Raw genomic sequence first — 24,550 nt, forward strand, 5'->3', positions numbered from 1 at the left:
ATGCCCCACCTCACCTTTTCATTAATTTATGCTCATGACCTTCCCACTTGCCGAGCTTTGATAAATCGCTTCGATTATTTTCGAAACTTTCATGGCTTCCGATGGTTTTACCAATGGTTCCGCTAACCCCAGGCAGCTGTTGATAAAGTTCTCTGCCTGTTGCAGGTCTGGTGTATCCTCTCCTGGCATCCATACAGCCTCACTGTTTAAAAGCATGCCGTGCTTAGCCTGATTCAAGACCAGCGGAAATACATCAAGTCCGCCCTGCGTTCCGGATAAACTCAAAACAGTTGCTTCTTCACGGATATTCGCGGCCCAAGATGTTTCGAATAATAGAGATGCTCCGTTGGCAAATTTGATATATGCCGTGGCATGGTCATCCACTTCAAATACCGAGGCATCGAAATTGCCCCATAAATTGACCTGATCGACACCCTTACTGACATAATTATATGTCGAACCTACGATTTCAATCGGTTCTGGGTCATCCATCAGCCATAATGCCAAATCGAGCAAATGGCAGCCGTAATCGATCACGCTTCCCCCGCCTTGCAATTCCTTGCTTGTAAAAACCCCCCAGCCAGGGACTTTGCGCCGCCTGATTGCCTGTACACGCGCTACATACGGTTCACCGATTTCACCGGCCTGAATCATTTTCTTTGCAGCCTGGGCTTCCTTCATGAAGCGGTAATGATAGGCAGTCGATAACACTTTACCGGATATGTTTGCAGCCTCGGTTATCGCTAAACATTCCTCGGTTGTAATGGCCATCGGCTTTTCGCATAACACATGTACACCCGCTTGCAGGGCAGCAATGGAAATCTCAGCGTGAAACTTGTTTGGCGTTGCGATTGTAACAGCATCCACTTCAGCAAACATTTCTTCATAATTCGTGAAAACCTTTTCGATATGAAATTCCCGCGCCACTTCCCGCGCCTTCATTTCATCTATATCCTGAATGGCGTATAAAACCACTTTATCTTGAAATTTTTGAAAAGCTGGGATATGCCTTTTTTGGGCAATTCCGCCAGCACCGATAATACCCATTTTTAATTTGTACATGATGACTTTTAACCCCTTTATAAGCGGATGATTTTTCGGGATGCATTTGATTCCATCGCGCCAAGAATGACTTTTAATGACTTTAATCCTTCAACTCCTGAGACAAGAGGCTCCTCATTGTCCACCACACATTTTACAAAGTGGCTGATCACTTCGGAATCATGCTGTCCTTCTGAGTCATTAGTCTGGATGCTTCCTAATTGGGTGGTTTCTGTCTTTCCATTATCATGATGGATGATCAGTGAGTATTTCGGATCGTCTTCAAGGCGCAATACCGCTTTTTCCGCATAAATGACCGTAGCATTGTCTTCTTTTGCATAAGACCAGCTGGCGGTAAGAGTTCCGATGATACCGTTCTCCGTCCGGAGGATACAGGCCGCACTGTCATCAACGTCCGTGTTTTTCTTGGCAGTCGTTTCCACAAAGGCTCCCACTTCAACAAATTCTTCTCCAAGGATATACCGTAATAAATCAGCTTTATGAACGCCTAAATCGCCCATTGCACCAATGACCGCCTGATCCTTTTTAAAAAACCAGCTTTCCAGTCCGTCCACGCTCCAGGTTTCCGGCCCGGAATGTCCAAAAGCCGTCCGGAAGCTATAGATCTTCCCTAGCTCCCCGCTCTCAATAAGCTGTTTCGCTTTTTGATGAGAGGGAACAAATCGCTGATTATGGCCAATCATTAGTATTTTGCCGCTTTTCGCTGCTGCTTCATTCATTTTTTCAGCGTCTGCTAAAGAAGTAGCCATTGGTTTCTCACATAGGACATGCTTACCCGCTTCCAAGGCCGCAACCGTGATGCGCGCATGCAGGTAATTCGGTGTACATACACTGATCGCTTCAATCTCCTCATTCTTCAAAAGTTCTATATAATCAGTATATGCTTGCGCTCCATACCTTTGTGCTGCTGCATTCGCCCGGTCCGGCACAATATCACAAACGGCAATGATCTCCGTTTCCTGATGTGATTCATACTCCGGAAAATGCCTGTTTTTTGCGATACTCCCGCATCCAATGACTCCTACCTTCACTATGCCCATTTTGTTCTCTCCTTCACTTCATCTCTTTGGATGAGATGGATTCCAACGGTTCGGCTTTACCATAGTTCGTTGCGATTCCGAATTCCGGCTTGACCCAATCAACGGCATTTTTAATCACACGCTGAATCTCCGGATTATGGTAGGTAGGATATGTTTCATGTCCTGGACGGAAATAGAAAATCCTCCCTTTACCCCGCTGATACGTGCAACCGCTTCTGAATATCTCCCCGCCTTCAAACCAACTGACGAATATTAATTGATCTGGTGCAGGAATATCAAAATATTCCCCGTACATCTCTTCCTTTTCAAGCTCGATATATTCTCCGATTCCATCAACGATAGGGTGACTCGGATCGACTACCCAAAGCCGTTCCCTTTCATCCGCCACCCGCCATTTCAAATCACAAGTCGTTCCCATCAATCGTTTGAAGATCTTTGAAAAATGACCAGAATGGAGGACGATGAGACCCATTCCCTCAAGTACTCGCTTGTGAACCCTTGCAATGATTTCATCCTGAACTTCATCATGTGCAACATGCCCCCACCAAAGCAGTACATCGGTTCGTTCCAGTACTTCCTCGGTTAATCCGTGCTCTTCTTCATCGAGAGTAGCGGTCCTCACTTCGACCTGTTCACTTTGTAAAAATCCGGCAATTGCACCATGGATGCCATCCGGATATACTTTTGCTACTTCAGGCTTTGTTTTCTCGTGACGAAACTCATTCCATACAAGGACTCTCATGAACAACCTCCTCCATTCAAGAATCATTTCACGGCAACTTGTTTTGTTGTTTAACTATTACCTCTTTATTCAAAACGCAAACGTTTGCGTTAGGGATGATCAAAATATAAGAACATACTTATCGGCCTTAGAAAGTATGAATTTTCAAAAATAATAGTGATAATCTATATTGTAAATTTATGTTAGCAAAAATCAAGCTTTAATTGGTAAAACTTTTCTACAATTTTCATTTAATTTCCTTTTCAGCAACAAAATGCGACTCTCGTTTTATGATTTTGGTAGGAATGCTGATGCTCTTTTCCATCATTTCCGGATTCGCAATAAGATCGAACACGCATTTTGCGGCTTCATACCCTAACTGATACGTATGGATATCAACCGTTGTCAGCGGGGTACTTAAAAATTCTATGAATTCTGAGTGGTTAAAACAGACGACGCTTATTTGCTGCGGCACTTTCAAGTTCTTTTCGGCTAACACTCCAAGTAAGAGCACACCCAATAAAAGATCCATAACCAAAAAAGCGGTTGGTGCCTCCTTCAATTCCAGCAATTCGTCAATCGCCTTTATTCCATCCGTTCGATTTAAAGGAATCAATTTGATATATTCCTGTCGCACATCCACCCCGGCCTGTTCCATCGCTTGTTGAAAGCCTGTCAAGCGGTCCTGGATCACTTCAAACTCGGGGCTGCCTCCTAAAAAGGCGATTCGCTCATGTCCAAGATTGATTACAAACTCCGATACTTCCCTGGCCGCTTGAACATTATCGTTATCAATGAATGTGATACCGCTCATGTTCGTACTTGGCTTCCCGATCAAAACGAACGGGAAGCCCTGCTTCAATAAATACGGCACCACTTGATCGTCCTTTTTAGAGTACAAAACAATCATGCCATCCACTCTTCTGCCCTGGACCATTTTCACGACATCCTCAAAGATGGAATCCTCCGTCTCGCCGGTAGTCAGAGAAAGACTGTACCCTTCTTTATTACAGAAATCTCCGATGCCCCGGATCACTTCGGGGAAAAAAGGATTATAAAGTGATTCCCTTGCCGAACTTTTCATGACGATCCCAATGGCCTTAGTTGACTTCGTGACTAAGTTCCGGGCATTTTCATTCATATGATAGCCCATTTCCTTTAATACCTTGCGTACCTTGCGCTTGGTCTTTTCACTGATTGTCGGGCTGTTATGGATTACACGCGATACCGTTGATGGAGCGACATTTGCTTTTTTGGCAACGTCTTTTATAGTAACAGACAAATTCATCAACACTCCCCGTTCACCGCACATGGTTTAATATTCCCTATATTTAAATAGTTATTTAACGGCTCCATCTGCAATTCCTTTAATAATTTGCCTCTGAGCAAAAAAGTACGCAATGATGACTGGAATGATGGATAAAGTAAGTCCAGCCAAGGCGAGATGCCATTGCTTCGTATATTGTCCGAAGAAGAAGAATAATTTAAGTGGAATGGTCTCCGATCCCGCGCCGCCAATAACAAGGGATGGCAGCAAATAGTCGTTCCATATCCAAATGACATTCAAGATCCCAACTGTAATGGACATCGGCTTTAATAGTGGAAATATGATATACCAAAATACTTGAAATCGGTTTGCACCATCAATCTTTGCTGCCTCATCTAGTGAGAGGGGAATCCCTTTTAAGGTACCATGATATAGGAATATGGATAGACTGCAGCCAAAACCTAAATACATGAAAATCAGTCCAGCCTTGTTCAGCATCCCAAGCTGTCCGAATTGGGCAACGAGCGGTATCATCACAGACTGAAACGGGATCAGCATGGCTGCTACAAACACAAAGAAAAGCAGGGAACTTATTTTACTTTTGTTTCGGGAAAGAGCGTATGCTGCCATCGCAGAAAAGATGATGATGATGACTACACTGACGCCCGATATCAATAAAGAATTGAATAAAGTCCGGAGGAAATCCAATTGCTCGAAAGCTTGAGTGAAGTTTTCCAATGTCCAGGTTTCAGGCAGTCCCAATGTATCGGCAAATATATCCCGTTTCATTTTAAAAGCATTGACAAGCATTAAATAAAACGGAGTGAGCCATAATATGGCCAAAATGAATCCGATGAATCCAATCAGCCACAATTTCCATTTTCCCCTCATTACAGCTCAACCTCCCGTTTTTTATTGAAATAGACTTGTGTCAGCGAAACGACCGCCACGATTATGAAAAAGATAACGGCTTTTGCCTGTGCATATGCCATATCGTTTTCGGTGAAGGCGGATTTTACAATGTTCATCGCAACCATTTCAGTTGAATTATAGGGAGCTCCATTCGTCAGGGAAAGGTTTTGATCATAGATCTTGAACGAGTGGGAAAGCGTCAAAAACAAACTGACGGTAAAAGCAGGTGCTACTAGTGGAAAAGTTATATGGCGAAAGCGCTGGAAACTGTTAGCTCCGTCAATTTTTGCCGCTTCGATCAAGTCTTCAGGAACTGCCTGCAGATAGGCGATATAAATGATCATGATATATCCGGCCATTTGCCAGGACGTTAAAATGATCAATCCCCAAAATCCGGTATCAGTCGTCGATAACCACCCATTAAATGCTTCGATCCCCGTCAAATCACCAATCGCACCGAAGACCTTAATAAAAATGAACTGCCAAATAAAGCCGAGTATCAAGCCGCCAATTAAATTGGGCATAAAGAAAACTGTCCGCAATATGTTGCTTGATTTAATTTTCGAAGTCACGATGAGAGCCAAACTTAATCCGATGATATTGATTACCACAATTGCCGCTACGGAAAATTTAATCGTGAACCAAAATGTATCAAGGAACCCTTTATCCGTAAACAAGTCTATATAATTCTTAAAACCGATGAAATCCGGTGTCCCTAAACCGTTCCAATTCGTAAAGGAATAATAAAATCCGTAGATGAGTGGCACGATCACAACCAAAATGAGTGCAGCAAGAACAGGTGTTAAAAACAGCCAATATGCGGCATCCCGATTTCTCAACGAAACCGACCTCCTTGAAATGATTTAATAGTTAATGGGTTAGATCATGACTGGGTTATTGGGATGAATCCCTTTGCGACTTTTCTATTAAGAAGGAACAACCAATCGACACGTTTTTCTTGCCGATTGGTCACTTGCATTTCCCAACTCTTATTTGCTATGAATCTTCTCCCAATTTTCAATGTTCTGTTGGACAAGTTCCTCCCAAGTCAATTTACCAGTTACGTATTTTTGGACACTTGCACCAAGATCATCATTCCAACCGACCGGATATCCATTAAACACCCATCCAATCGTATTTCCTTCTTGAGAGTATTTATAAATTTCTTTTGAAATTGGATCGGCAATTTTTTCTACATCATATCCTTCATAAGCAGGAATGAATTTAAAATCTTCCAAAACAGCTTTTTTCCCTGCTTCGGATGTATACATCCAGTCGAGGAACTTCTTCGCTGCTTCCTGTACCTTTTCATCCGATTTCTTGTTCACTGCCCAATAGTTCGGTACACCGACCGGCATGCCTGCATTGTCTCCATTTGGAATCGGGATGATGCCAATTCCCTTTTCAGCTAACTCAGGATCCATATCATAGACTGTGTTATAAACCCAGTTACCTTGCTGAATGATCGCAACCTTTTCAAGCGAGAACAGCTCCTCCACTTGTTGGGAGTAATCAAGACTTGCTGTCGGCTGGACGGAATACTCATTTTGGATATCGACCAATTGTTTAAACTTGTCACCATCCGTGAATTTAACCGTTGGTGCCTTACTTGCTTCTAACACATTCCCATCAAACTCCGGTGATAAGAATACATTGGATAAATGGTTTCCTGTCACCCACTTCTCTTTGACCGGATACGCGAAAACTGCATCGATTTTCAATTTGTCTTTTTGTGAATCGATTTTCTTAACTGCCGCCTCTAATGTTTCATAACTTGTAATGTCATCAGGATTAATTCCGGCTTCTTTAAATATCCGTTTGTTATAAATCAAGCCGTATCCTTCCTGGTTAAATGGAAGTCCAAGGACTTGCCCGTCCTCTTCCACGCCATCCAAAGTACCGTCAAGCGCTGCAGCAGCAGCCTTCGTGTCCTTTAAATCTGTTAATCTATCTTTATATTGTGCGACATCTACCGGTCCGCCAATGTTAAACACCGCTGGCTCCTCACCTGAAGCGAACTTTGCCGTAATGGCTGATTTATAATCATTTCCGCCGCCGACTGTCGATACCTTGATCTTCACATTTGGATTTTCTTTTTCATATTGTTTTGCCAATGTCTCGAATTGCGACTTGAATTCTACCTTGAATTGAAATATATCCAGCGTCACGACGTCCTTTGAGTCGCTGTTTCCGCCTGTTGAAGAAGAGCATCCAGCCAAAATCACACTAAAAATCAATAAAACAGTAAGAATTCCCCCGTACCATTTTTTACGCTTCATGCCTACCCACTCTCCCTTTTTCTCATAATATTCATGCAATTTTAAGAAAACGTTTGCATAAAATTAGTAAAATAAAAGCCATTCATTCTATAAAATTCGTAGTCTATCGTACTTCTTTTACATCACCCCCTCACAAAAACATTGCAAACGTTTACATTTATGCGCTTTATATTACCACCAAATTCCATACTTTACAATAAAATTGTAGTATATTGTAAAAAAAGGATATTAAGAACTCTCTTAATCTAATTATATGATTCAGAAACCTTTGATTATTCCTTTATCCGATTATTTATTGTACGGGCATTTTCATTCCCGGCATTATACGAAAAAAGGGAAACCCGTCGGTCCCCCTCTTTTCACTTCAATATCATCTTTACATTGGAAGGACCGTATTCATCCTTCAATTCATAATATTTATCGCTTGCTTGTCCAAATTCCTTAAACACACCGCTAATGATCAATTCATTCGTTTCCTTATCAACGACACTGTACTTGATATTGCTTTTCCCAAACTTTCTGTCATCCACTTTTAAAAGGATCATCTTGGACACCTCCACATTTAATGGCTGCACTCCTCAGGGTGTGTGGTTTCTTACTTACATAATATAACAAATTATTCAGAATTTATAGATTTTTCGCCATACAAAATAAAAAAGCCTATTAGGCCTTTTCATTTCGCTTATACATTATTACCATCAGGACTTCGAGATATCCAGGAAACCTTCACCGAATACGTCCCGAACATCATGTATGGCTATAAAAGCATTGCTATCCGTTGACTGCACTATTCTCTTTAACTTCAGTACCTCTTGCTTACTTATAACGATATATAAAATATCCTTGGATTCTTTTGTATAGTATCCATGACCACTAAAAACAGTGACCCCCCGGTCCATCAATTCGGTTACTTGTTTTGCAATCTGGTCCGCTTCTTTTGAAATGATGGTGATCGCTTTTTTCGGATTCAATCCCTCAATGATGAATTCCATCGTTTTTGTTCCAATATAAAGCATTAGTATAGTGAGCATCAGACCTTCAGCGCCAATTATGAAATAAGATGAGAACGCAACGATTAAATCGAAAAACAGAAGTCCGTAGCTTAAGCTCCATCCCAAATACTTATTCGTAATTCGGGCAAGGATCGTCGTACCGGCAGTAGTGCCTCCAACACGAATGATCATGCCAATACCTGCACCGGCAAAAACCCCGCCAAATATCGCATTGATGACCAATTCATCTGAAGATATCGTCCAGCTTTCGGTTAAATGAAGGAAAAGTGAGTTAAAGGCAACGGCTACGATTGTATATACCGTTGTCATTTTCGACAAAAATTTATAACCGACAATGAGCAGGAAAGCGTTAATGATCAAACTTAACAGCCCTGGTGACCATTCAAAAAGATAAAACAGTATGATGGTTATCCCTGTGACCCCTCCCTCACCAAGCTCATTGGGAATGACGAAAAGATTTATTGCCAAAGCGAAAATAAAAGCTCCTATTAATATAAAGAAAACATCTAAAGAAATCTTTTTCATATTTATACCCTTCCTTTATGTAATGGTTAATGTGAATTCTGTTAATTTTCACTGCTCTATAGTAACATGGAATTCCATTTAATCCTTCAAAGATTTGAAGGTTTAACAAAAAGACTACCTTGGAAGTTAGATTATCTTCAATGAACGAGCTTAATACAAATTTTTATACATTAGCTTAACAAAACCACTGCTGCCCGATTCTCCTTAAACTGATTTTTCTGGTTAGATTCATGTTCCTGGCTGGGACCTAAATAATCTACCAGCCTTTTCCGACCCTTGAATTCTCCCAGATTAATGGATCATTACTTTATTCTCATGCTCGTTTTCAAAGCTTGACAGTTTCATTGAGTCATGATTAGAATATTTTATGTGTTAACATATATTATTTTTAGTTGACATATAAAAAGGAGAATGGCCATGCACAGTGAAAAACGTTTACTTTGTTGGGAAGAAAAAATAAAAAAAGAACTGGCTCATTTAGAAGAGATTTCGCAAAAGCGCGAACTCGTATCAACCGTATGTGCCGAGCAGCCTTGGCTTACGATCAACGGGTGCAGGATGCTTAATCTAGCTTCTAATAACTATTTAGGATATGCAGGAGATGAGCGGCTGAAAACGGCTATGGTTGATGCCGTACATACATATGGTGCAGGAGCAACGGCTTCACGTTTAATTGTTGGCAATCATCCTCTTTACGAGCAGGCGGAACAAGCTCTTATCAATTGGAAGAAGGCCGAAGCAGGACTCATCATCAACAGTGGTTATAACGCGAACCTTGGAATAATCTCCACCCTGCTGTCCCGTAACGATATTATTTATAGTGATAAATTGAATCATGCAAGCATTGTCGATGGAGCTCTTTTAAGCAGAGCAAAGCATGTACGCTATCGTCATAATGATTTAGATCATTTAGAAGCATTTTTGAAAAAATCACCGATTGAAGCACGTAAATTAATCGTGACGGATACGGTCTTCAGCATGGATGGTGACTTCGCTTATCTTGAAGACCTAGTTCGGTTAAAGGAACGTTATAACGCAATGTTAATGACAGATGAAGCACATGGAAGCGGCATTTACGGTAAAAACGGTGAAGGCTATGCAGGTCATCTCCATCTTCAAAATAAAATAGATATCCAAATGGGAACATTCAGTAAAGCGCTTGGTTCATTCGGTGCCTATGTTGTCGGGAAAGAATGGCTCATCGACTATTTAAAAAATCGCATGCGCGGATTCATCTATTCAACTGCACTTCCCCCTGCCATACTCGGTGCTATAAAAACAGCGATTGAACTCGTACAGCAAGAACCAGAACGCCGCTCACTGCTCCAAACACATTCAGAATACTTTAGAGAAGAACTCACAAATTACGGGTTTAACATTTGCGGAAGCCGATCACAAATTGTTCCTATCGTCATCGGGGAAAACGAAAAAGCGATGGAATTTGCTGCACGTTTGCAAAAAGAAGGAATTGCCGCTATTGCTGTCAGGCCGCCGACCGTTCCTGAAAATGAAGCGAGAATCCGGTTTACCGTAACGGCTCTCCACGATAAAAAAGATCTTGATTGGGCAGTTCAAAAAGTTTCGATCATTGGAAAAGAAATGGGTGTTGTTGAATGAAGCAGCCGAATTTAGTCGTGCTTCCTGGCTGGGGAATGGAAAAAGAGGCGTTTCAACCGTTAATCAAACCGCTGTCAGAACTATTTCACCTTTCATTTATAGATTGGAGAGATATGAAGGCACTAAATGACTTTGAAGAACGGGTCATAAACACAATCGCTTCCATCGATGGTCCTGTTTATTTATTGGGCTGGTCATTAGGATCACTAGTATCACTTGAACTTTCAAGTTCTTTTCGAGAAAGAATAAAAGGTTTTATCCTTTTTGGCGCAACAAGTCGGTTCACTACAGGGGAAAATTATTCAGTTGGCTGGGATCCGCGAATGGTCGAGCGCATGAAGAAACAACTGCCGCGCAATAAAGAGAAGACTTTGACTTCCTTCTATGAAGCGATGTTTTCCGATGCTGAAAAAGAAGCAGGTTTTTATCATCAATTCACCAGGATCAGTCAAAGCGAGTTTAATGGAGATGATGTGTTTTCGCTTCTGATTGGACTGGATTATTTACTTCAGAAAGATGCTCGAGCAAGACTCGACCGGATTGAAGCCCCCTTTTTAATGCTTCATGGGAGGGAAGACAAAATTTGTCCACTTGAAGCTTCATCTTTCATTAAAGAGAATCTGGGTGGGAAAGCCGAGGTTCGTATTTTCGAAGGTACTGGTCATATTCCATTTTTCACAAAACCAGAGGAATGTATGGATCATATAAAAACATTTATTCAAAAGGAGTACGTTCATGATAGATAAACGATTGTTAAGCAAGCGATTCAGTGAACACGCGCAAACATATGATGCGTATGCCAATGTTCAAAAAAACATGGCAAAGCAATTAGTGGATTTGCTTCCTCAAAAAAAAACCAATCATAAAATCAATATTCTTGAAATCGGCTGCGGCACCGGTTACTTAACCAGGTTACTCGTCAAAACATTCCCTAATGCCGCCATTACGGCTGTTGATTTGGCACCCGGTATGGTTGAAGTGGCAAAAGGATTAACAAAGGAAGACCGTGTTACATTTTTATGTACGGACATCGAAGAAATGGCGCTAAATGAAAATTACGACTTGATTATTTCCAATGCAACGTTTCAATGGCTGAATGATCTTCCTGCAACCCTTGAAAAACTTTTTACACGATTAACGGCGGAAGGAAGCCTGATATTTTCAACGTTCGGAATAGATACCTTTCAAGAGCTTCATAGTTCATATGAACAAGCGAAAGAAAAGCTTCAACTTTCCATGGATAGTTCACCAGGTCAAACGTTTTACACTCTGGAAGAATTATCCCAAGTTTGTGAAGCAGCAATCCCCTATTCAGCAGCAGCTCCAATCGAGATTACAAAAATAGAAAAGCTTGAACTGGAGTACTTTCAGACAGTTCGTGAATTTTTCACTTCAATCAAAAAGATTGGCGCTGCTAACAGCAACAAAGAAAACTACTGCCAGCGCCCTTCCCTTTTTCGAGAGTTAATCAACATATACGACACAGAATTCCGAAATGATTCAGGTGTGAAAGCAACCTATCACTGCTTGTTCTTTAAAATAAAAAAACATGAATGATCCGAAGATAACCAGCTGGGATACAAGCAAAGTAAGTATTATACATAATCGCAAATCGTTTATATAAAGTAACTACTAGTATTCCATCCGCTTACTGTCGGTTAACCATCCCCTTCAAGCAATTCAGTCCGCCGCCACTCCTAATTCCTTTGGAGAGGCGGCGGACTTTTTACGTATAACTTCATCCAAATACCTTGCCATCCGTAATATTGACCACTCGATCACATAAATCCAACATTCTTTCATCATGCGTTACCATGATGGCCGCTTTATTTCTTGATTTCACCTCATGTGCAAGCATTTCAACAACATCCCTGCCTCTTTTGGAATCAAGACTTGCGGTTGGTTCATCCGCTAAAATGATTTCTGGATCATTCATCAGCGAACGGGCGATGGCTACACGCTGCCGCTCACCGCCCGACAGTGCTTCTGGCAGGTGATCTGTCCGATGTCCAAGTCCAAGGTGGCTAAGCAATTCGTCCGCTTTTTTCACAGTTGTTTTATCTCGCTTGCCGATCAATTCGGAAAGCAGCAGAAGCTGATCTCGTACGGAGAGATATGGCACAAGATTCGACGATTGGAATACAAACCCGATCTTTTCAAGGCGCACCCGAGTCAATTCTTTTGGGGATAGTGTTGTAATATCCTCACCATTCAGCAGTAAGCGGCCTTTGCTCGGGGATAGTAACGCACCTGCTATCGAAAGAAAAGTACTTTTTCCTGAACCTGAAGGACCGACGATGGCGACGAATTCCCCCGCTCTCACATTCAGGGAAATATCATCAAGGGCTTTCACCTTATTATCGCCTTCCCCATAAACCTTACTGACGTTTTCAAATAATAGTTTATCCCCCATCATGATACCCTCCCTATTGCTTCGATCGCGTCTATCTTCGCTACTCGGTATAGGGATAGCAGCGAACCCAATACGGATACAGCCAAAAGTAATACGGAATATTTAATGACCAAATCGGCACTCAATTCAAATGGCATTCCTTCTGGCATGATTAAAGTGACGCCGAATGTCAGGGCAACACTGATGGCTATGCATGTCACGGCAAGCAGCATTACTTGACCAACGATGCTTTTTGCCAGGTAGCCCGTATTGGCCCCCAGTGCTTTAAGGACTCCAAATTGATTCGTCTTCTGCAAAGTAATCACATAAAAGAATACGGCCAAAACGAAAGCTGCAATGACAAACAAAAAGGCAATCATCATCGTCAATGTCCCCTGTTCCTCTTTGAACCCTGGTATACTCTGAAGTGATTCTTCTTTCGAAATGAGCGTTACACCTTCAGGCAATGATTCACGTACATTCTCTTCTGACTTCGAATCCATTTGCACGGCTATTGCGCTGATTGAGTCTTTACCTTGATTTTTCAATCCAGGATTAATCTCCTGCCACCCCTTAACATTCATGTAAACTGCCGGTGTATGGCTGTAAGACTGATTTTCAGTAAAACCAACAATGGTGAAAACCTTACCTGATAGGTCATCTTTAAGTGAATCACCCAATTTATAACCGACTTCTTTTAAAGAACGATCTGCAACGACTTCACCTTGTTTCTTATTGTCATAGCTCGTTCCTTCTATGACCTTTGGTGCTAAAATCCCACTGGCATCGGTCGCAAAAATAGTGGCATCCGTTTTCTCCGATGATCCGATTTTATTCAATGTGATCATCATTTGCCCCAGCCCTTCGGCTTCTTTAACATCCGATATAGCCCGGATTTCATCAAGCTTTTCCATCGATATGATCGATCGATTCAATTTATTTTTAGAGTCATGCTCCATGACGAAATAGTTGCCTTTCATGTTTTGTATGGATGAAGCATTATCTGATGAAAGTCCATTAGCTAATCCTGAAATGATAAAAACAAGCAAAGCGACCAATACCATGATCAGTCCAACCAGCAGATAACGTAACTTTGAATGCTTTAGTTCACGCATTGCCAAAAACATCATTTCATCTCCCTTTCTTTTGTTTACCAATCAAGTCCTGCTTCAATCGGTATGACTCGATTGTAAACACTCAATATGAATGGAAGATGAACAACTGATTACATAAAGGGCAGCCGTATATAAAAAGTGGTCCCTTTACCAAGTTCACTTTGGACTTCAATCGTTCCTCCATGAAGTTCAACCGTCTTCTTCGTGATCGAAAGTCCTAATCCGCTGCCTGTTTCACTTCTGTTCCTCACTTTGTCGACTTTATAAAAGCGATCAAGGATATAAGGGAGGTCTTCTTCTGGAATTCCAATGCCCGTATCCGCGATCATCACTTCAACAGTACTGCCTATACTTTTAATCCGAATATGGATTGAACTGCCGCTTTCCGAGTATTTAATGCTATTGGTTATCAAATTCGTCCAAACTTGATTTAAAAGTTTCTCATCTGCAGAAATGGCGGTGGACGGCAAATCCATTTCGATCACCATATCCTTTTCCCGCCAATTCCATTCCAGCATGAACAACACCTGCCGGATTTGCTGCGCTAAATCGAACTTTGACCGCTGCAGCGGATCATCTACTTTATCCAACGAAGCAAGCATGAGCAGCTGTTTGCTTAACGACGACATGCGCCTGCTTTCTTTTTCAATGATGGATAAGTACTGATTTCTTTGTTCCTTTGTTAATTCCTCCGATTGAAGGGTTTGGGAAAAACCTTGGATGGATGCAAGCGGAGATTGAATTTCATGAGATACATTCGATACGAACTCCTGCCTCATATCATCCAACCGCTGTATGCTTTGAGTCATTTTCGAGAAGTGCTGTGCCAAGTCCCCTATTTCATCCCTTCGGGAGACATTCAATTCACTACTATAATCCCCATCGGCGATTCTTTTTGTAGCCTCCGTTAATTTCGTAATCGGCTTAACGATGAAACGTGTATTAATGATCACAAATAAAAAACTAAGAAGTAGCGTCAGAACGAGTAAAACTGCAAGGAAAAAGCGAAATTCGCCAAACTGCAGCTCTATATTGGGCCTTACAAACAATGCATGCTTTTCACCATTCACGTTCATCGGGACCCCAATGCTATTAATTAATACATCTTCAAAAAAACCCGTAATAAATAACCCATTATTATAATTGGCGATCCCTTGATAGGTATTCCCATTCAAAACTCCGGAAATCGTGTCGCGGTCCAAATTCGTTTCCCGAAACGGCTCACCATATAAAGTTCCTTCACCCTGCTCATTAAATAGATACATTTGATAGTGCAATCCTGCAATATGGGTTAAATACGCATCAATATCCTGATCAGGATTCTCCTCATATAAGGAGACGATCTCACTTGCGACTTTGCTTATCTTCTCACCATTGTTGGGTTTTTGAACCTGATGATAATAGACATTGGAAATTAAAAAAGCGATGACACTGGCAAGCACCATGATCAAAATGGTTTGAATAACTATCCTGAAATAAAGTGTTTTCACTTCTTGTTGACCTCCAGTTTATAACCTAAGCCACGGACAGTCGTTATGACAAAGTCATCGGTCCGGCAGGCAAAACGTTCCCTCAACCGTTTAATATGGACATCAACCGTTCGATCATCCCCTGCAAAATCAGCACCCCAAACCAGTTCAATAAGCTGCTCACGCGTAAAGACCTGATCAGGAAAACTTCCCAGCTGAGCCAGCAGCTCAAATTCCTTAAGCGGCAGGAGCAGCGTATTCCCCTTTATTCGCACTTCGTAACTTTTACGGTCAATCACCGTTTGATTCAATGAGATGGATTCAGAATTCACCATACGGTATCTTCGCAATAGCGCTTTTATCCGAAATAGAAGTTCCCTTGGCTCAAATGGCTTCACGAGGTAATCATCCGTACCCGCAAAGTACCCCTTTTCCTTATCGATAAGTTGATCTTTAGCTGTCAATAAAATGACGGGCAGATCATATTGATCCCGGATTTCCTTACAAAGATCCAGTCCGTTTTTATACGGCATCATTATATCGACAACAGCCAGATGGATCCGTTCCTTCTCCAGTAACAAGGAAGCTTCATTACCGTCCTTCGCTTCCGATACCATGTACCCTTCCTTTTCCAAGTGAAATTTAAGCAACTCCCGAATATGCCGATCATCATCCGCAATTAATATATGTATCAAAGAAACCACATCTCCACTTCTTTTATAGCCCTGGCTAAACATACAATAGCAATAATTAAACCTGTAAAACAACAAATACTAATTCAATTTCCGGTTCCTTATAAACTAGTTTGCCGCTAATATACAGCACCTTCTTATTTTTTTAAAAAAATAAAGTCAAAAGCAAACAGATTCTAAAAACCCTGTCCGCTTTTTTCCTATAGTAAACCGTCATATTCACACAAGTTCAGCCCTATTGATATTTTTATTGTCCAAAAGGGTTTTAAATATTCTGAATATAAATTATAATTGTTTTATTTTAAAACATCTAGGAGGTCACTATGGGAGTAGTAGAGAAAATCAGCGGATTTGCTGGTAAAACGTTTACCTTATGGGTCATTTTATTTGCAGTTATTGCGTATATCTTACCTAATCATTTTATATGGATTGGAGCCTATATTGTTCCATTATTAGGAATTGTCATGTTTGGCATGGGACTTACATTATCAGCAGCGGATTTTAAAGAAGTATTCCGACGGCCGAAAGAGGTCGCACTAGGGGTAGCAGGTCATTTTATCATTATGCCCTTATTGGCATTCGGATTAGCAATAGGGTTCGATTTGCCCAAAGAAGTCGCTGTTGGTGTTATTTTGGTAGGATGTTGCCCTAGTGGAACGGCTTCGAATGTCATGGTGTTTCTTGCGAGAGGAAATGTTGCGCTTGCAGTTGCCATTGCTTCTGTTTCCACTATTCTAGCGCCTATCGTAAGGCCCCTGCTTATTCTGCTCTTGGCAAGTAAATGGGTCAACATCAGTATTGGGTCATTATTCATTTCGATCATTCAAGTGGTGATTATCCCACTGATACTGGGATTTCTTGTTAAGAAGTTTTTCGGCAAACAGGCAGAGGCCGGTGCAAAGGCTTTACCTCTAGTATCTGTCATTTCCATCGTTCTGATCGTATCTGCCGTAGTAGCTGGCAGCCAAGATCAGCTGGCTAAAACAGGGTTGCTGATTTTTGCAGTAGTCGTTCTTCATAATGTTCTTGGCTTTTTACTCGGCTTCTTCTTTGCTCGTTTATGCGGGATGGATTTAGCTAAACAGAAAGCTGTTGCAATGGAGGTCGGTATGCAGAACTCTGGTTTAGGTGTAGCCATAGCAACAGCCCACTTCTCGCCTTTGGCCGCTGTTCCAAGTGCCATTTTCAGTGTTTGGCATAACATATCAGGTTCCGTTCTGGCCTATATCTTCAGTCTCATGAAAGATAAAAAAAATCTAGGCACCGATAAAAATAATTCGATAAAAACAGACGCATCATAATATGTTGGAGATGAACAAAAAAATGCTTTTCAGTAAATGAATAAAAAAAGCCGATTGAGTGAATCGGCTTTTTTTGTGCATTTATCATCAGAATATTGAACATTCAAGGGAAAATGACAATATTCAAGGCCCAAAAATAATGAACTTACTGCCTTGTTGTGGTTATTTTTTTGTACTACCTGCTATACTACTAGATGAAAGTAAGTTATAAAATTTGCTAATGATTCGGGTTATAGTAATTGACTATCATTTTAAGGATGAGGGAATATAATGTCACCAAAAATAAAATCTTCAAGAAAAATAGCTAGATATTCACTAATTATCATGGGGGCGGGTTACATTGCAACCACTCCATTTCAAGGTACATTGCCTTTAGATTTATTACATGGAGGGTTTGAGGCTGGTTTAGTCGGCGGATTGGCAGATTGGTTTGCAGTCACTGCATTATTCCGCCATCCGCTTGGATTACCAATCCCCCATACAGCGCTTTTGCCCAACAATCGTAAAAGAATGACAAATGCACTTGTTTCGATGTTAAAAAACGACTGGCTTTCTAAGGAAAGCATTCAGGACAAAGTAAAACATATTCCTTTTACTGAAAAATTGATCCCTATTTTAGGAAAAGAGATTCAAAGTGATACTTTTAGAAAAGTCCTGATTAAACTGATCAAGCAAATGATTGGTTATATAGATATAGAAAAGATTTCGCCTTTCGTTGCAAAAAAAATTAAAGCATCACTTTCTGGCATAGACATGAGCAAGATTCTTCATTTAGTAAGTTCAGAGTTACTTAACGAAGAGTTTGATAAGAAGGCTTTGGATCATGTTTTGAAAAAAGCTGAAGATTGGTTAGGAAAAAAAGAAACCAGTCACCGACTTGGCATTGTTTCCATGGATGTACTCAGCAAGATTGAACTGGAAGGTATGCTTCAGTTCGCCGTTAAGTCCATTCAAAGTCTACTTAACGAAGAGAAACTTGGGAATATCATCCAAAACCTGCTATTAAGTGTCGTAAATAATTTACAAAACGAGAAAGAACCAAATAGAGAGGCTTTAATCTTATATTTCAGGAAAGAGATACAAGGCATTAACCATAACCGGGAACTGTTAGAAGGAGTTGAAAAATGGAAAAAACAACTTCTGACAAAATGGGAGCCTGAGGCGACAATAAAGGGAAGCCTAAAACAAATTCAACAAGAAGCATTGGATTTCGTCGAAGATGAACATTTCATGGATACTTACCTGACTCCAATGATTCATCATATACTGGACAATATTAAGGAAAATAGCACCCGCATCGATCAATGGATACAGAAACAAATTACTGTTCTCATTGAAAAAAATCATACGCAAATCGGCAATCTTGTACAAGAAAACTTAGATAAGTTAGACAACGAAACGCTGATTGATATGATGGAAAATGGTGTAGGAAAAGACTTGCAGTGGATTCGGGTGAACGGGGCGGTCTGCGGTTTTATCATAGGGCTTATCCTAACAGGTGCACAGGCTTTGCTTAGGCTATTATAATCCAGGCATAACGGCAGTATACAGTCGTTACCAAATCAACTGGGACTGATTCGTTTTTCTGAAAATGAAGAGATAAACAAAAAGCCAGCCAAGGTTTTCATGAAACACCTCGGCTAGCTTTTCCTTTTTATCAATAGACCTAGATTACAGGTATACATATAAGTCAAAGCCCCACTTAAAGCAGGGCTTCAATTAACTAAGGGTTGCATTGCTGATCATTAAGCCAGCCATCAATATGATCCAAATTAAAAATCAGCAAATTATCGATGGGTCTGAGATGGGGGATCTTTTTATTCAAAATTAGATCATTGATTTCCTCTTCGGTAATTGGATAATTTACCGACTCAAGGTAAATCATCAAACTTTTTATACCATAGGCTTTCCTCATTTAATCACCTCCCACCAAATTCTCCTTATTCAACATAAAGAAAACTTAGTGCTAGATATTAAATGAAAGACCGCTTAACTCTTAATACCCACTTTTTGAAGAAATAATCGCTTTTACTTTATGTGGGCACTTTAAATCAGGAAATTAATCTAATGTATAGGGTTTTCTCTCCTCGATTATTTTCACTGCATCCCATTCCACAGATTTGGAGTACATATATTTATCTGTCTGTTCAAAACCCATCCTTTTAGTAAGTTCAGTGTTTGTTGTATCCAACAATACTTTTCCAGTTCTTCTTTCTTCAGATGCTGGAAACAACTCTCCCTTATATATTGCCTTCGAATTTATCTTAAATAAATTTTCTACCTCTTCTACAGAAACATTTTTTATATAAATATTTTCATCTAAATGTTTGATACCTTGAGATAGATCAGCATGCTTATTACTTATTAACCTTAAAGACTTTTCTTCCAGTAGACTAATACTATACTCGCTACCATTATGTATTGCATACCTTCCTTTTCTTATCATAGTTTTCTCCATTTTTCAGGTAAGTATTTATCATAAAAATAAAATTCCATTTCATTCATATACTATTCAACTTCATTATATAGTCTCTAACTTCTCCCCTAGGTATAACCTTCCTGCTTTCAGGTAAATCTTCAAATATTAATAGTGGTTTTTTCATCTCAATAATCGCTTCTATGTCGTTAAGAGGCACGTCCTTTTTAAAAACAAATTGCTCTTGCTTTTCGAATTCATAGCAGGCTGCATCATTACTATCCATACTAAATAACGAAATCTCATTTTCATCCAAGATATGCCTGCCTAATGAATATGGCTCAAACTCTTTACCTTTGTAAGCTACCAAAAACTTTAGTTCATAAACTAAATCAACTTCTTCTTTAGTCACATCCTTGATAAATAGATTTGTCTTATTCCCTGTTTGATCAAAAACTTCACGAAATCCTTGTTCAGGTTCATGGGTTCTTAGTCTTAACCTGTCGTTACGGATATTTAAGAGGTAATCCTTATGATTATATATGGCATATTTCACCTTTAGCTTCACCTCGTCTAACTTGATCTTATTTAATATTTTATAATGTCACTTGTATTGAAGAATGAATATTAATTCAGAAGTTCCAAAACTGTTTTATAAAAATATTCACATGCATCATCTTCTGTATCAAATTTCTTTAAATTTGATTTCAACCCACGTTCACTATAATAGACTTCCAAAATATTATCTCTTTTATTTAAGCAAAGTACCTCATTATGTAGTCCACCATTAAGGCTATATAGATTTTTTGGAACATTATCTTTAATTAATAATTTCTCCAATTCCAACTTTTTCAAATTAATTCCCTTCTCGTCTAATTATGTACATTTTCTTTTATATACTTAACCTCAAGAAATATATAATCCGAGTTATCTTCTTAGACGATTCGGATATACACCTTTTTCTTTTTATCTTTGAAAATATAGTATGCTGATTCCTGCATCACATGACCTTGGATCATACCATTGCGTAATCTTACCCCATTCGAAAACATTTTCAGACATTATACCTTCTGGATACCCAATTTGCTCTGTAAGCCATTCGCCATGCTGCGAAAGTTTTTCTTCATAGTCCCATTGGTTAATGGATGGATCACTAACTTTTAAGCGTATTCCTTGTATTATGTTATTTTCGAAAGAAATTCTAACAGAAAATCTTTTGCTTCCCAATTGTATAGGCCTTAAAGATCCAACTGTTGCTTCATTTGCCTGCCTTTTCCTAACCTCAAAATTAGGATTTTTTGAAAATGACTTCTCCAAAAAATCTAAATTTGTATCTTGTTTTACTTCAATTCCATCTATTATCATTATTCCATTTTTTAAGTTATTCATTAGCGAATCCCCATTTCAAAATAAATCAGCAACTCCTATCGCTTCAATATGCTCAGCTTTAGTTAATTTGAAATTGTTTAATAACACTAGAGCCTCTTTTAATATCTTTTCATATTCACAATAAACTTTTAAAGTACATTATATACAAAGAAGAAAGTGAAGCCTTACAAGATTTTATTGACAGGATAAGAGGAGACAAAGCAATGAGAACTTCTGCAGTTTCCCCTTTTTGGGAACTGGGACACCAAGCATCGCCAATAATACCGCCATACATACTCGGTAATACTCTTTTCTTAATAGCTAAACTCTTGTTTATGCTTCCTATCTGTCTACAATTCTTCTGCCTGCTATTCCTTACACTTACTTTTTGTTTAAGTCTAATACAAGATGCAATTCTTTATGTAAGTTTTCAGCTTTATGTAATTCTCCTAATAACGGATTTTGATAGTCATTATAACTATCCATATAAGCCCTTACGCCGCCAATAATATTTAATTCCCTTATATCTTCATTACACTCCATTACATCCAATGCATTCTTATATCTAATATATATAAGTTGAAAAACGCCGCTAGTAATTTCATTACTATAATCTTTTTCAAGATTATTTATCACAACTTTTAATTGATCGATTAACTGCTTTTTCTTATCCATTTCATATTCCTATCTACTCGCCTATAAAGGAGACCCTTAACAAAACAGTTCCAAAGCTCATTAGAGGGGATAGTGCAATAAATATTAATCGAGTTTGAAATGTGGAAATTAATCTAATGAATAAGGTTTCCTCTCCTCGATTATTTTCACTTCATCCCATTCCACAGATTTGGAGTACATATATTTATCTGTTCGTTTAAACCCCATCTTTTTAGCAAGTTCAGTGTTTGTTGTAACCAACAATACTTTTCCGGTTTTGCTTTCTTCTGATGCCGGAAACAGTTCTCCCTTATAAACAGCATAGGGATTAATAGAATATAATTCTTTAACTTCACTTACACCTACCATTTTCGTGTAAATATTATTTTTGTAATAAGTAAAACCATTGTCCATATCTTTTTTATCATTGCTAATTAATTCAATAGCTTCTACTGTATCAGATTCTGTGAATCTATACTCTTTCCCATTATAGATCGTATACTCACCTTTTCTTAGCATTTTCCCACACACTCCATTATTTAATTTTCCATCACCCAAATTAAAACTGCTTCGCTTCCCGTTTAACATAGCATAAACTGGACTCTGGACATAAAAACCCCCTATAAAGGACCTTTATAGGGGGGTTTTTATGTTTATATGGGGGATTTACATCAAGCCCCATACTCTTCTTTAATTGCTTTATCTGCACAAAAACTATGGAATTGCTTGATTAATTCATCGATATCTTCTTTTCTTGTGATTTTCTCAAGCCATTCTTTAGGAATGTCGTCCATTTTATAGTACATACCTGCCATTGTCCCTGTAATGGCACCTACTGTATCCGTATCATCCCCTAGATTCACTGCTGTTAAAACGGCATCGCTAAATGAATCTGAATTTCCTAAGCACCAAATGGCTGCTTCCAACGTATGAACGACATAACCATCTGACTGAATTTCTTCATGTGGTAATGAAAAGAAATCTTCCTCAAAAATCCTTGAATAGGATTGAAGCTCTTTTTGGTATATATGATCTTTATCAAAATTCTCATCAAAAAGTTCTTTTATTTCCCTTTTTGAAACTTCAGGAGAATTATTATAAGAAAGTCTAAGTAAAAACTCGACATAAATAATGGAACCTACCACAGAACGCGGATGAGAATGTGTAACTTCCGTATATTTTTTAATGGTTTGGATTTTTTCAATGAAATTAAAGTTATTAAAAAGGATAAATGCTACTGGAGCGATCCTCATCAACGCCCCATTTCCATTATCAAACATGGCATTTCCGCCACATTCTGGTGCCGGGGTTCCATTCCTAAACTTGGTTATGGCTTCACTGGTCGATCTGCCAATATCGAACATTTCATGATGCGGGGTCCAATAACCAGATTCCATATACTGAACGAATTTTTGCATGAGCTCCGCTGAATCGCCTTTTTCAATTAAGTTTTCAATTAAACATAAAGTTAATGAAGTATCATCCGACCAAGTGCCTGGCGGCTGATTATAGGTTCCATATCCCGTTATATCATTAATAGTGAAAGTCCCTCTTTTTTTAAATTCAACTGGGACACCAAGCAAGTCTCCAACAATACCGCCATACAGACTTGGTAACATTCTTTTTTTTAGATTATATCTCAAAAAACTTTTACTATCGTCTTCCCATCTGTCTACCATTCTTCTGCTTGTCATTCATTACACCTACTTTTTGTTTAAGTACCATTTTGTCTGCTTCTATACTCCTTGCTAAATTCAATGTACTACTAATTGATTAAGGTAACACTTTGGTTTTATACAAATTAACACCTATACTACAAAATTACTATAGGTTTTTCCCTTTTATAAAAAAACCTTGAATGGCTTTAGCCACTCAAGGTTTCATTTTATTCTAGCAAAATACATACGGTTTTCATTTTCGATAATCTTAACTCTGTTACCACGGCTTGCAATGGTTTTGGAGCTTTGGTTAAGTAGTCTGGTTTTTAAATCAATTGGATTATCTCCAATAATTCTACTTTCCTATTTTCCCCATCGTTATCATATATAAAAATTTGAAAATTCGATCCTCGTAACCTCTTTCGATAATTGAAGAATTTTGTCTTTCATCCACATCATACAATATCCAATTTCCATCTTCAAAGTAACAACCTGTTGAAATTGGTACATTAGTTTTTCTTCCTATAACAATATTGAGTTCTTGTAAATCTACACCTAACTCTTTTATCTTATTTTCATATTCACTTCGTGTCATTTTACCACTACCCCATTGAACAAATTCGGCATCTTGACCATTATTATTATTCAGGTTAAAAAAATTCAAGCATTTGAAGGTGCGGTAAAACAATTAAAAAACTTCTATATGAGTTCCTTAGGTTGGTATTTTAGGTTTGAAAGATGGTTATAATCGGCACTAGGTAACCTCATCTTAAACGCTTCATTACTTATTCTTGGAGACTAAAACAATAATTTTTCCGTTCTTAATCTTTTTATAAAGTTTTCTAAAGCATCACTTTCATTATTAAATTTTGTAATAGAACCTGTAACCACACTAGCCCTTTCATCAGTTACATATACTACCCATTGATCACCATCAACTCTAATTCCTACCTCATTTTCTCTTTGTGGATGTTCATTAAACCAATTATATCTTTTTAATTTCTCTTGCTCGATTATTTCTTTTGCTTCCTGTTGTGTCATTTGTTTAT

General features: G+C 39.1%; 28 protein-coding genes. 5 read left to right on the forward strand and 23 right to left on the reverse strand.

The features are described from left to right. Positions 1-21: 21 nt before the first annotated feature. The 9 genes from AC3WLU_RS19030 to AC3WLU_RS19070 form a co-directional block, all read right to left on the reverse strand. Entirely contained in the window at positions 22-1,062 is a 1,041-nt protein-coding gene (locus tag AC3WLU_RS19030) for a Gfo/Idh/MocA family protein (RefSeq protein ID WP_034305944.1), read from the reverse strand. Between the two features lie 17 nt (positions 1,063-1,079). Further along, positions 1,080-2,102 (reverse strand): Gfo/Idh/MocA family protein, encoded by a 1,023-nt coding sequence (locus tag AC3WLU_RS19035; protein WP_057278545.1) that lies wholly within the window; start codon positions 2,100-2,102, stop codon positions 1,080-1,082. A gap of 13 nt (positions 2,103-2,115) precedes the next feature. Then, entirely contained in the window at positions 2,116-2,844 is a 729-nt protein-coding gene (locus tag AC3WLU_RS19040; protein ID WP_440438186.1) for a ThuA domain-containing protein, read from the reverse strand. Positions 2,845-3,070: 226 nt separating this feature from the next. After that, positions 3,071-4,105, reverse strand: coding sequence for a LacI family DNA-binding transcriptional regulator (locus AC3WLU_RS19045; RefSeq protein ID WP_098184992.1), 1,035 nt, complete (start codon positions 4,103-4,105; stop codon positions 3,071-3,073). 57 nt (positions 4,106-4,162) lie between these two features. Beyond that, complete coding sequence (locus tag AC3WLU_RS19050) at positions 4,163-4,981, reverse strand: carbohydrate ABC transporter permease (RefSeq protein ID WP_057278543.1); 819 nt, start codon at positions 4,979-4,981, stop codon at positions 4,163-4,165. Then, positions 4,981-5,841, reverse strand: a complete 861-nt coding sequence (locus AC3WLU_RS19055; RefSeq protein ID WP_098865664.1) for a carbohydrate ABC transporter permease — start codon at positions 5,839-5,841, stop codon at positions 4,981-4,983. Before AC3WLU_RS19055 ends, AC3WLU_RS19050 begins: the two co-directional genes overlap by 1 nt. Before the next feature lie 150 nt (positions 5,842-5,991). Continuing rightward, a complete protein-coding gene (locus AC3WLU_RS19060; RefSeq protein ID WP_098184943.1) occupies positions 5,992-7,281 on the reverse strand; it encodes an ABC transporter substrate-binding protein in 1,290 nt (429 codons plus the stop codon). 359 nt (positions 7,282-7,640) lie between these two features. Continuing rightward, positions 7,641-7,826, reverse strand: a complete 186-nt coding sequence (locus AC3WLU_RS19065) for a hypothetical protein (protein ID WP_034305959.1) — start codon at positions 7,824-7,826, stop codon at positions 7,641-7,643. Positions 7,827-7,979: 153 nt separating this feature from the next. After that, a complete protein-coding gene (locus tag AC3WLU_RS19070) occupies positions 7,980-8,819 on the reverse strand; it encodes a YitT family protein (protein WP_328130088.1) in 840 nt (279 codons plus the stop codon). A 417-nt stretch (positions 8,820-9,236) separates the two neighbouring features. On the opposite strand from AC3WLU_RS19070, the gene bioF reads away from it, so the two are divergent. From bioF to bioC, 3 genes are read left to right on the forward strand one after another with little or no spacing between them, the layout of a single operon-like run. Continuing rightward, positions 9,237-10,436: an 8-amino-7-oxononanoate synthase gene (bioF, locus tag AC3WLU_RS19075; RefSeq protein ID WP_328110132.1), complete on the forward strand. Its 1,200-nt coding sequence runs from the start codon at positions 9,237-9,239 to the stop codon at positions 10,434-10,436. Further along, the gene (locus tag AC3WLU_RS19080; RefSeq protein ID WP_400450378.1) at positions 10,433-11,182 is read left to right on the forward strand and encodes an alpha/beta fold hydrolase; all 750 of its coding nucleotides are present in this window, start codon (positions 10,433-10,435) and stop codon (positions 11,180-11,182) included. Before bioF ends, AC3WLU_RS19080 begins: the two co-directional genes overlap by 4 nt. Beyond that, positions 11,172-11,993, forward strand: coding sequence for a malonyl-ACP O-methyltransferase BioC (bioC, locus tag AC3WLU_RS19085; RefSeq protein ID WP_413022645.1), 822 nt, complete (start codon positions 11,172-11,174; stop codon positions 11,991-11,993). The genes AC3WLU_RS19080 and bioC overlap by 11 nt, the downstream gene beginning before the upstream one ends. Positions 11,994-12,174: 181 nt before the next feature. Here bioC and AC3WLU_RS19090 read toward each other — a convergent pair whose 3' ends face one another. The 4 genes from AC3WLU_RS19090 to AC3WLU_RS19105 form a co-directional block, all read right to left on the reverse strand. Then, complete coding sequence (locus AC3WLU_RS19090; RefSeq protein WP_057278537.1) at positions 12,175-12,852, reverse strand: ABC transporter ATP-binding protein; 678 nt, start codon at positions 12,850-12,852, stop codon at positions 12,175-12,177. Then, entirely contained in the window at positions 12,849-13,955 is a 1,107-nt protein-coding gene (locus AC3WLU_RS19095) for an ABC transporter permease (RefSeq protein WP_400450375.1), read from the reverse strand. The genes AC3WLU_RS19090 and AC3WLU_RS19095 overlap by 4 nt, the downstream gene beginning before the upstream one ends. A 98-nt stretch (positions 13,956-14,053) precedes the next feature. After that, the gene (locus AC3WLU_RS19100; RefSeq protein ID WP_400450374.1) at positions 14,054-15,433 is read right to left on the reverse strand and encodes a sensor histidine kinase; all 1,380 of its coding nucleotides are present in this window, start codon (positions 15,431-15,433) and stop codon (positions 14,054-14,056) included. After that, positions 15,430-16,107 carry a response regulator transcription factor gene (locus tag AC3WLU_RS19105; RefSeq protein ID WP_264640162.1) on the reverse strand — a complete coding sequence of 226 codons (678 nt, stop codon included), beginning with the start codon at positions 16,105-16,107 and terminating at the stop codon, positions 15,430-15,432. The genes AC3WLU_RS19100 and AC3WLU_RS19105 overlap by 4 nt, the downstream gene beginning before the upstream one ends. Before the next feature lie 320 nt (positions 16,108-16,427). On the opposite strand from AC3WLU_RS19105, the gene AC3WLU_RS19110 reads away from it, so the two are divergent. Together AC3WLU_RS19110 and AC3WLU_RS19115 are read left to right on the forward strand one after the other, a co-directional pair. Continuing rightward, a complete protein-coding gene (locus AC3WLU_RS19110) occupies positions 16,428-17,405 on the forward strand; it encodes a bile acid:sodium symporter family protein (protein WP_492597741.1) in 978 nt (325 codons plus the stop codon). A gap of 270 nt (positions 17,406-17,675) precedes the next feature. Next, entirely contained in the window at positions 17,676-18,932 is a 1,257-nt protein-coding gene (locus AC3WLU_RS19115) for a DUF445 domain-containing protein (protein ID WP_492597742.1), read from the forward strand. A 196-nt stretch (positions 18,933-19,128) separates the two neighbouring features. Here the strand turns inward: AC3WLU_RS19115 and AC3WLU_RS19120 are convergent, their stop codons facing one another. From AC3WLU_RS19120 to AC3WLU_RS19165, 10 genes are all read right to left on the reverse strand, one after another. Then, positions 19,129-19,320 carry a hypothetical protein gene (locus AC3WLU_RS19120; protein WP_413003036.1) on the reverse strand — a complete coding sequence of 64 codons (192 nt, stop codon included), beginning with the start codon at positions 19,318-19,320 and terminating at the stop codon, positions 19,129-19,131. Positions 19,321-19,464: 144 nt separating this feature from the next. Next, complete coding sequence (locus AC3WLU_RS19125; protein WP_492597743.1) at positions 19,465-19,851, reverse strand: UCP033725 family protein; 387 nt, start codon at positions 19,849-19,851, stop codon at positions 19,465-19,467. Positions 19,852-19,906: 55 nt separating this feature from the next. After that, entirely contained in the window at positions 19,907-20,377 is a 471-nt protein-coding gene (locus AC3WLU_RS19130; protein ID WP_400450368.1) for a UCP033725 family protein, read from the reverse strand. Between the two features lie 71 nt (positions 20,378-20,448). Continuing rightward, positions 20,449-20,676 carry a hypothetical protein gene (locus tag AC3WLU_RS19135; RefSeq protein WP_106027500.1) on the reverse strand — a complete coding sequence of 76 codons (228 nt, stop codon included), beginning with the start codon at positions 20,674-20,676 and terminating at the stop codon, positions 20,449-20,451. Between the two features lie 111 nt (positions 20,677-20,787). Beyond that, the gene (locus AC3WLU_RS19140) at positions 20,788-21,210 is read right to left on the reverse strand and encodes a hypothetical protein (protein ID WP_400450366.1); all 423 of its coding nucleotides are present in this window, start codon (positions 21,208-21,210) and stop codon (positions 20,788-20,790) included. 360 nt (positions 21,211-21,570) lie between these two features. Further along, positions 21,571-21,864 (reverse strand): hypothetical protein, encoded by a 294-nt coding sequence (locus tag AC3WLU_RS19145; protein WP_400450365.1) that lies wholly within the window; start codon positions 21,862-21,864, stop codon positions 21,571-21,573. A gap of 108 nt (positions 21,865-21,972) precedes the next feature. After that, entirely contained in the window at positions 21,973-22,401 is a 429-nt protein-coding gene (locus AC3WLU_RS19150; protein WP_492597744.1) for a UCP033725 family protein, read from the reverse strand. Between the two features lie 113 nt (positions 22,402-22,514). Next, entirely contained in the window at positions 22,515-23,537 is a 1,023-nt protein-coding gene (locus tag AC3WLU_RS19155) for an ADP-ribosylglycohydrolase family protein (RefSeq protein ID WP_413003039.1), read from the reverse strand. Between the two features lie 319 nt (positions 23,538-23,856). Next, positions 23,857-24,189: a hypothetical protein gene (locus AC3WLU_RS19160; protein ID WP_222620064.1), complete on the reverse strand. Its 333-nt coding sequence runs from the start codon at positions 24,187-24,189 to the stop codon at positions 23,857-23,859. A gap of 110 nt (positions 24,190-24,299) precedes the next feature. After that, on the reverse strand, positions 24,300-24,542 hold the full coding sequence (locus AC3WLU_RS19165; protein WP_187050422.1) for an Imm59 family immunity protein: 243 nt from the start codon (positions 24,540-24,542) through the stop codon (positions 24,300-24,302). Between the last annotated feature and the right edge of the window lie 8 nt (positions 24,543-24,550).

This window comes from Peribacillus sp. FW305-BF15 (assembly GCF_058783805.1).

Coding starts and splice junctions, on each gene's coding strand:
- AC3WLU_RS19030 (WP_034305944.1), bottom strand. CDS start 1,062: ATGTACAAATTAAAAATGGGTATTATCGGTGCTGGCGGAATTGCCCAA.
- AC3WLU_RS19035 (WP_057278545.1), bottom strand. CDS start 2,102: ATGGGCATAGTGAAGGTAGGAGTCATTGGATGCGGGAGTATCGCAAAA.
- AC3WLU_RS19040 (WP_440438186.1), bottom strand. CDS start 2,844: ATGAGAGTCCTTGTATGGAATGAGTTTCGTCACGAGAAAACAAAGCCT.
- AC3WLU_RS19050 (WP_057278543.1), bottom strand. CDS start 4,981: ATGAGGGGAAAATGGAAATTGTGGCTGATTGGATTCATCGGATTCATT.
- AC3WLU_RS19060 (WP_098184943.1), bottom strand. CDS start 7,281: ATGAAGCGTAAAAAATGGTACGGGGGAATTCTTACTGTTTTATTGATT.
- AC3WLU_RS19065 (WP_034305959.1), bottom strand. CDS start 7,826: ATGATCCTTTTAAAAGTGGATGACAGAAAGTTTGGGAAAAGCAATATC.
- AC3WLU_RS19070 (WP_328130088.1), bottom strand. CDS start 8,819: ATGAAAAAGATTTCTTTAGATGTTTTCTTTATATTAATAGGAGCTTTT.
- bioF (WP_328110132.1), top strand. CDS start 9,237: ATGCACAGTGAAAAACGTTTACTTTGTTGGGAAGAAAAAATAAAAAAA.
- AC3WLU_RS19080 (WP_400450378.1), top strand. CDS start 10,433: ATGAAGCAGCCGAATTTAGTCGTGCTTCCTGGCTGGGGAATGGAAAAA.
- bioC (WP_413022645.1), top strand. CDS start 11,172: ATGATAGATAAACGATTGTTAAGCAAGCGATTCAGTGAACACGCGCAA.
- AC3WLU_RS19090 (WP_057278537.1), bottom strand. CDS start 12,852: ATGATGGGGGATAAACTATTATTTGAAAACGTCAGTAAGGTTTATGGG.
- AC3WLU_RS19095 (WP_400450375.1), bottom strand. CDS start 13,955: ATGTTTTTGGCAATGCGTGAACTAAAGCATTCAAAGTTACGTTATCTG.
- AC3WLU_RS19110 (WP_492597741.1), top strand. CDS start 16,428: ATGGGAGTAGTAGAGAAAATCAGCGGATTTGCTGGTAAAACGTTTACC.
- AC3WLU_RS19115 (WP_492597742.1), top strand. CDS start 17,676: ATGTCACCAAAAATAAAATCTTCAAGAAAAATAGCTAGATATTCACTA.
- AC3WLU_RS19120 (WP_413003036.1), bottom strand. CDS start 19,320: ATGAGGAAAGCCTATGGTATAAAAAGTTTGATGATTTACCTTGAGTCG.
- AC3WLU_RS19125 (WP_492597743.1), bottom strand. CDS start 19,851: ATGATAAGAAAAGGAAGGTATGCAATACATAATGGTAGCGAGTATAGT.
- AC3WLU_RS19140 (WP_400450366.1), bottom strand. CDS start 21,210: ATGAATAACTTAAAAAATGGAATAATGATAATAGATGGAATTGAAGTA.
- AC3WLU_RS19145 (WP_400450365.1), bottom strand. CDS start 21,864: ATGGATAAGAAAAAGCAGTTAATCGATCAATTAAAAGTTGTGATAAAT.
- AC3WLU_RS19155 (WP_413003039.1), bottom strand. CDS start 23,537: ATGACAAGCAGAAGAATGGTAGACAGATGGGAAGACGATAGTAAAAGT.
- AC3WLU_RS19165 (WP_187050422.1), bottom strand. CDS start 24,542: ATGACACAACAGGAAGCAAAAGAAATAATCGAGCAAGAGAAATTAAAA.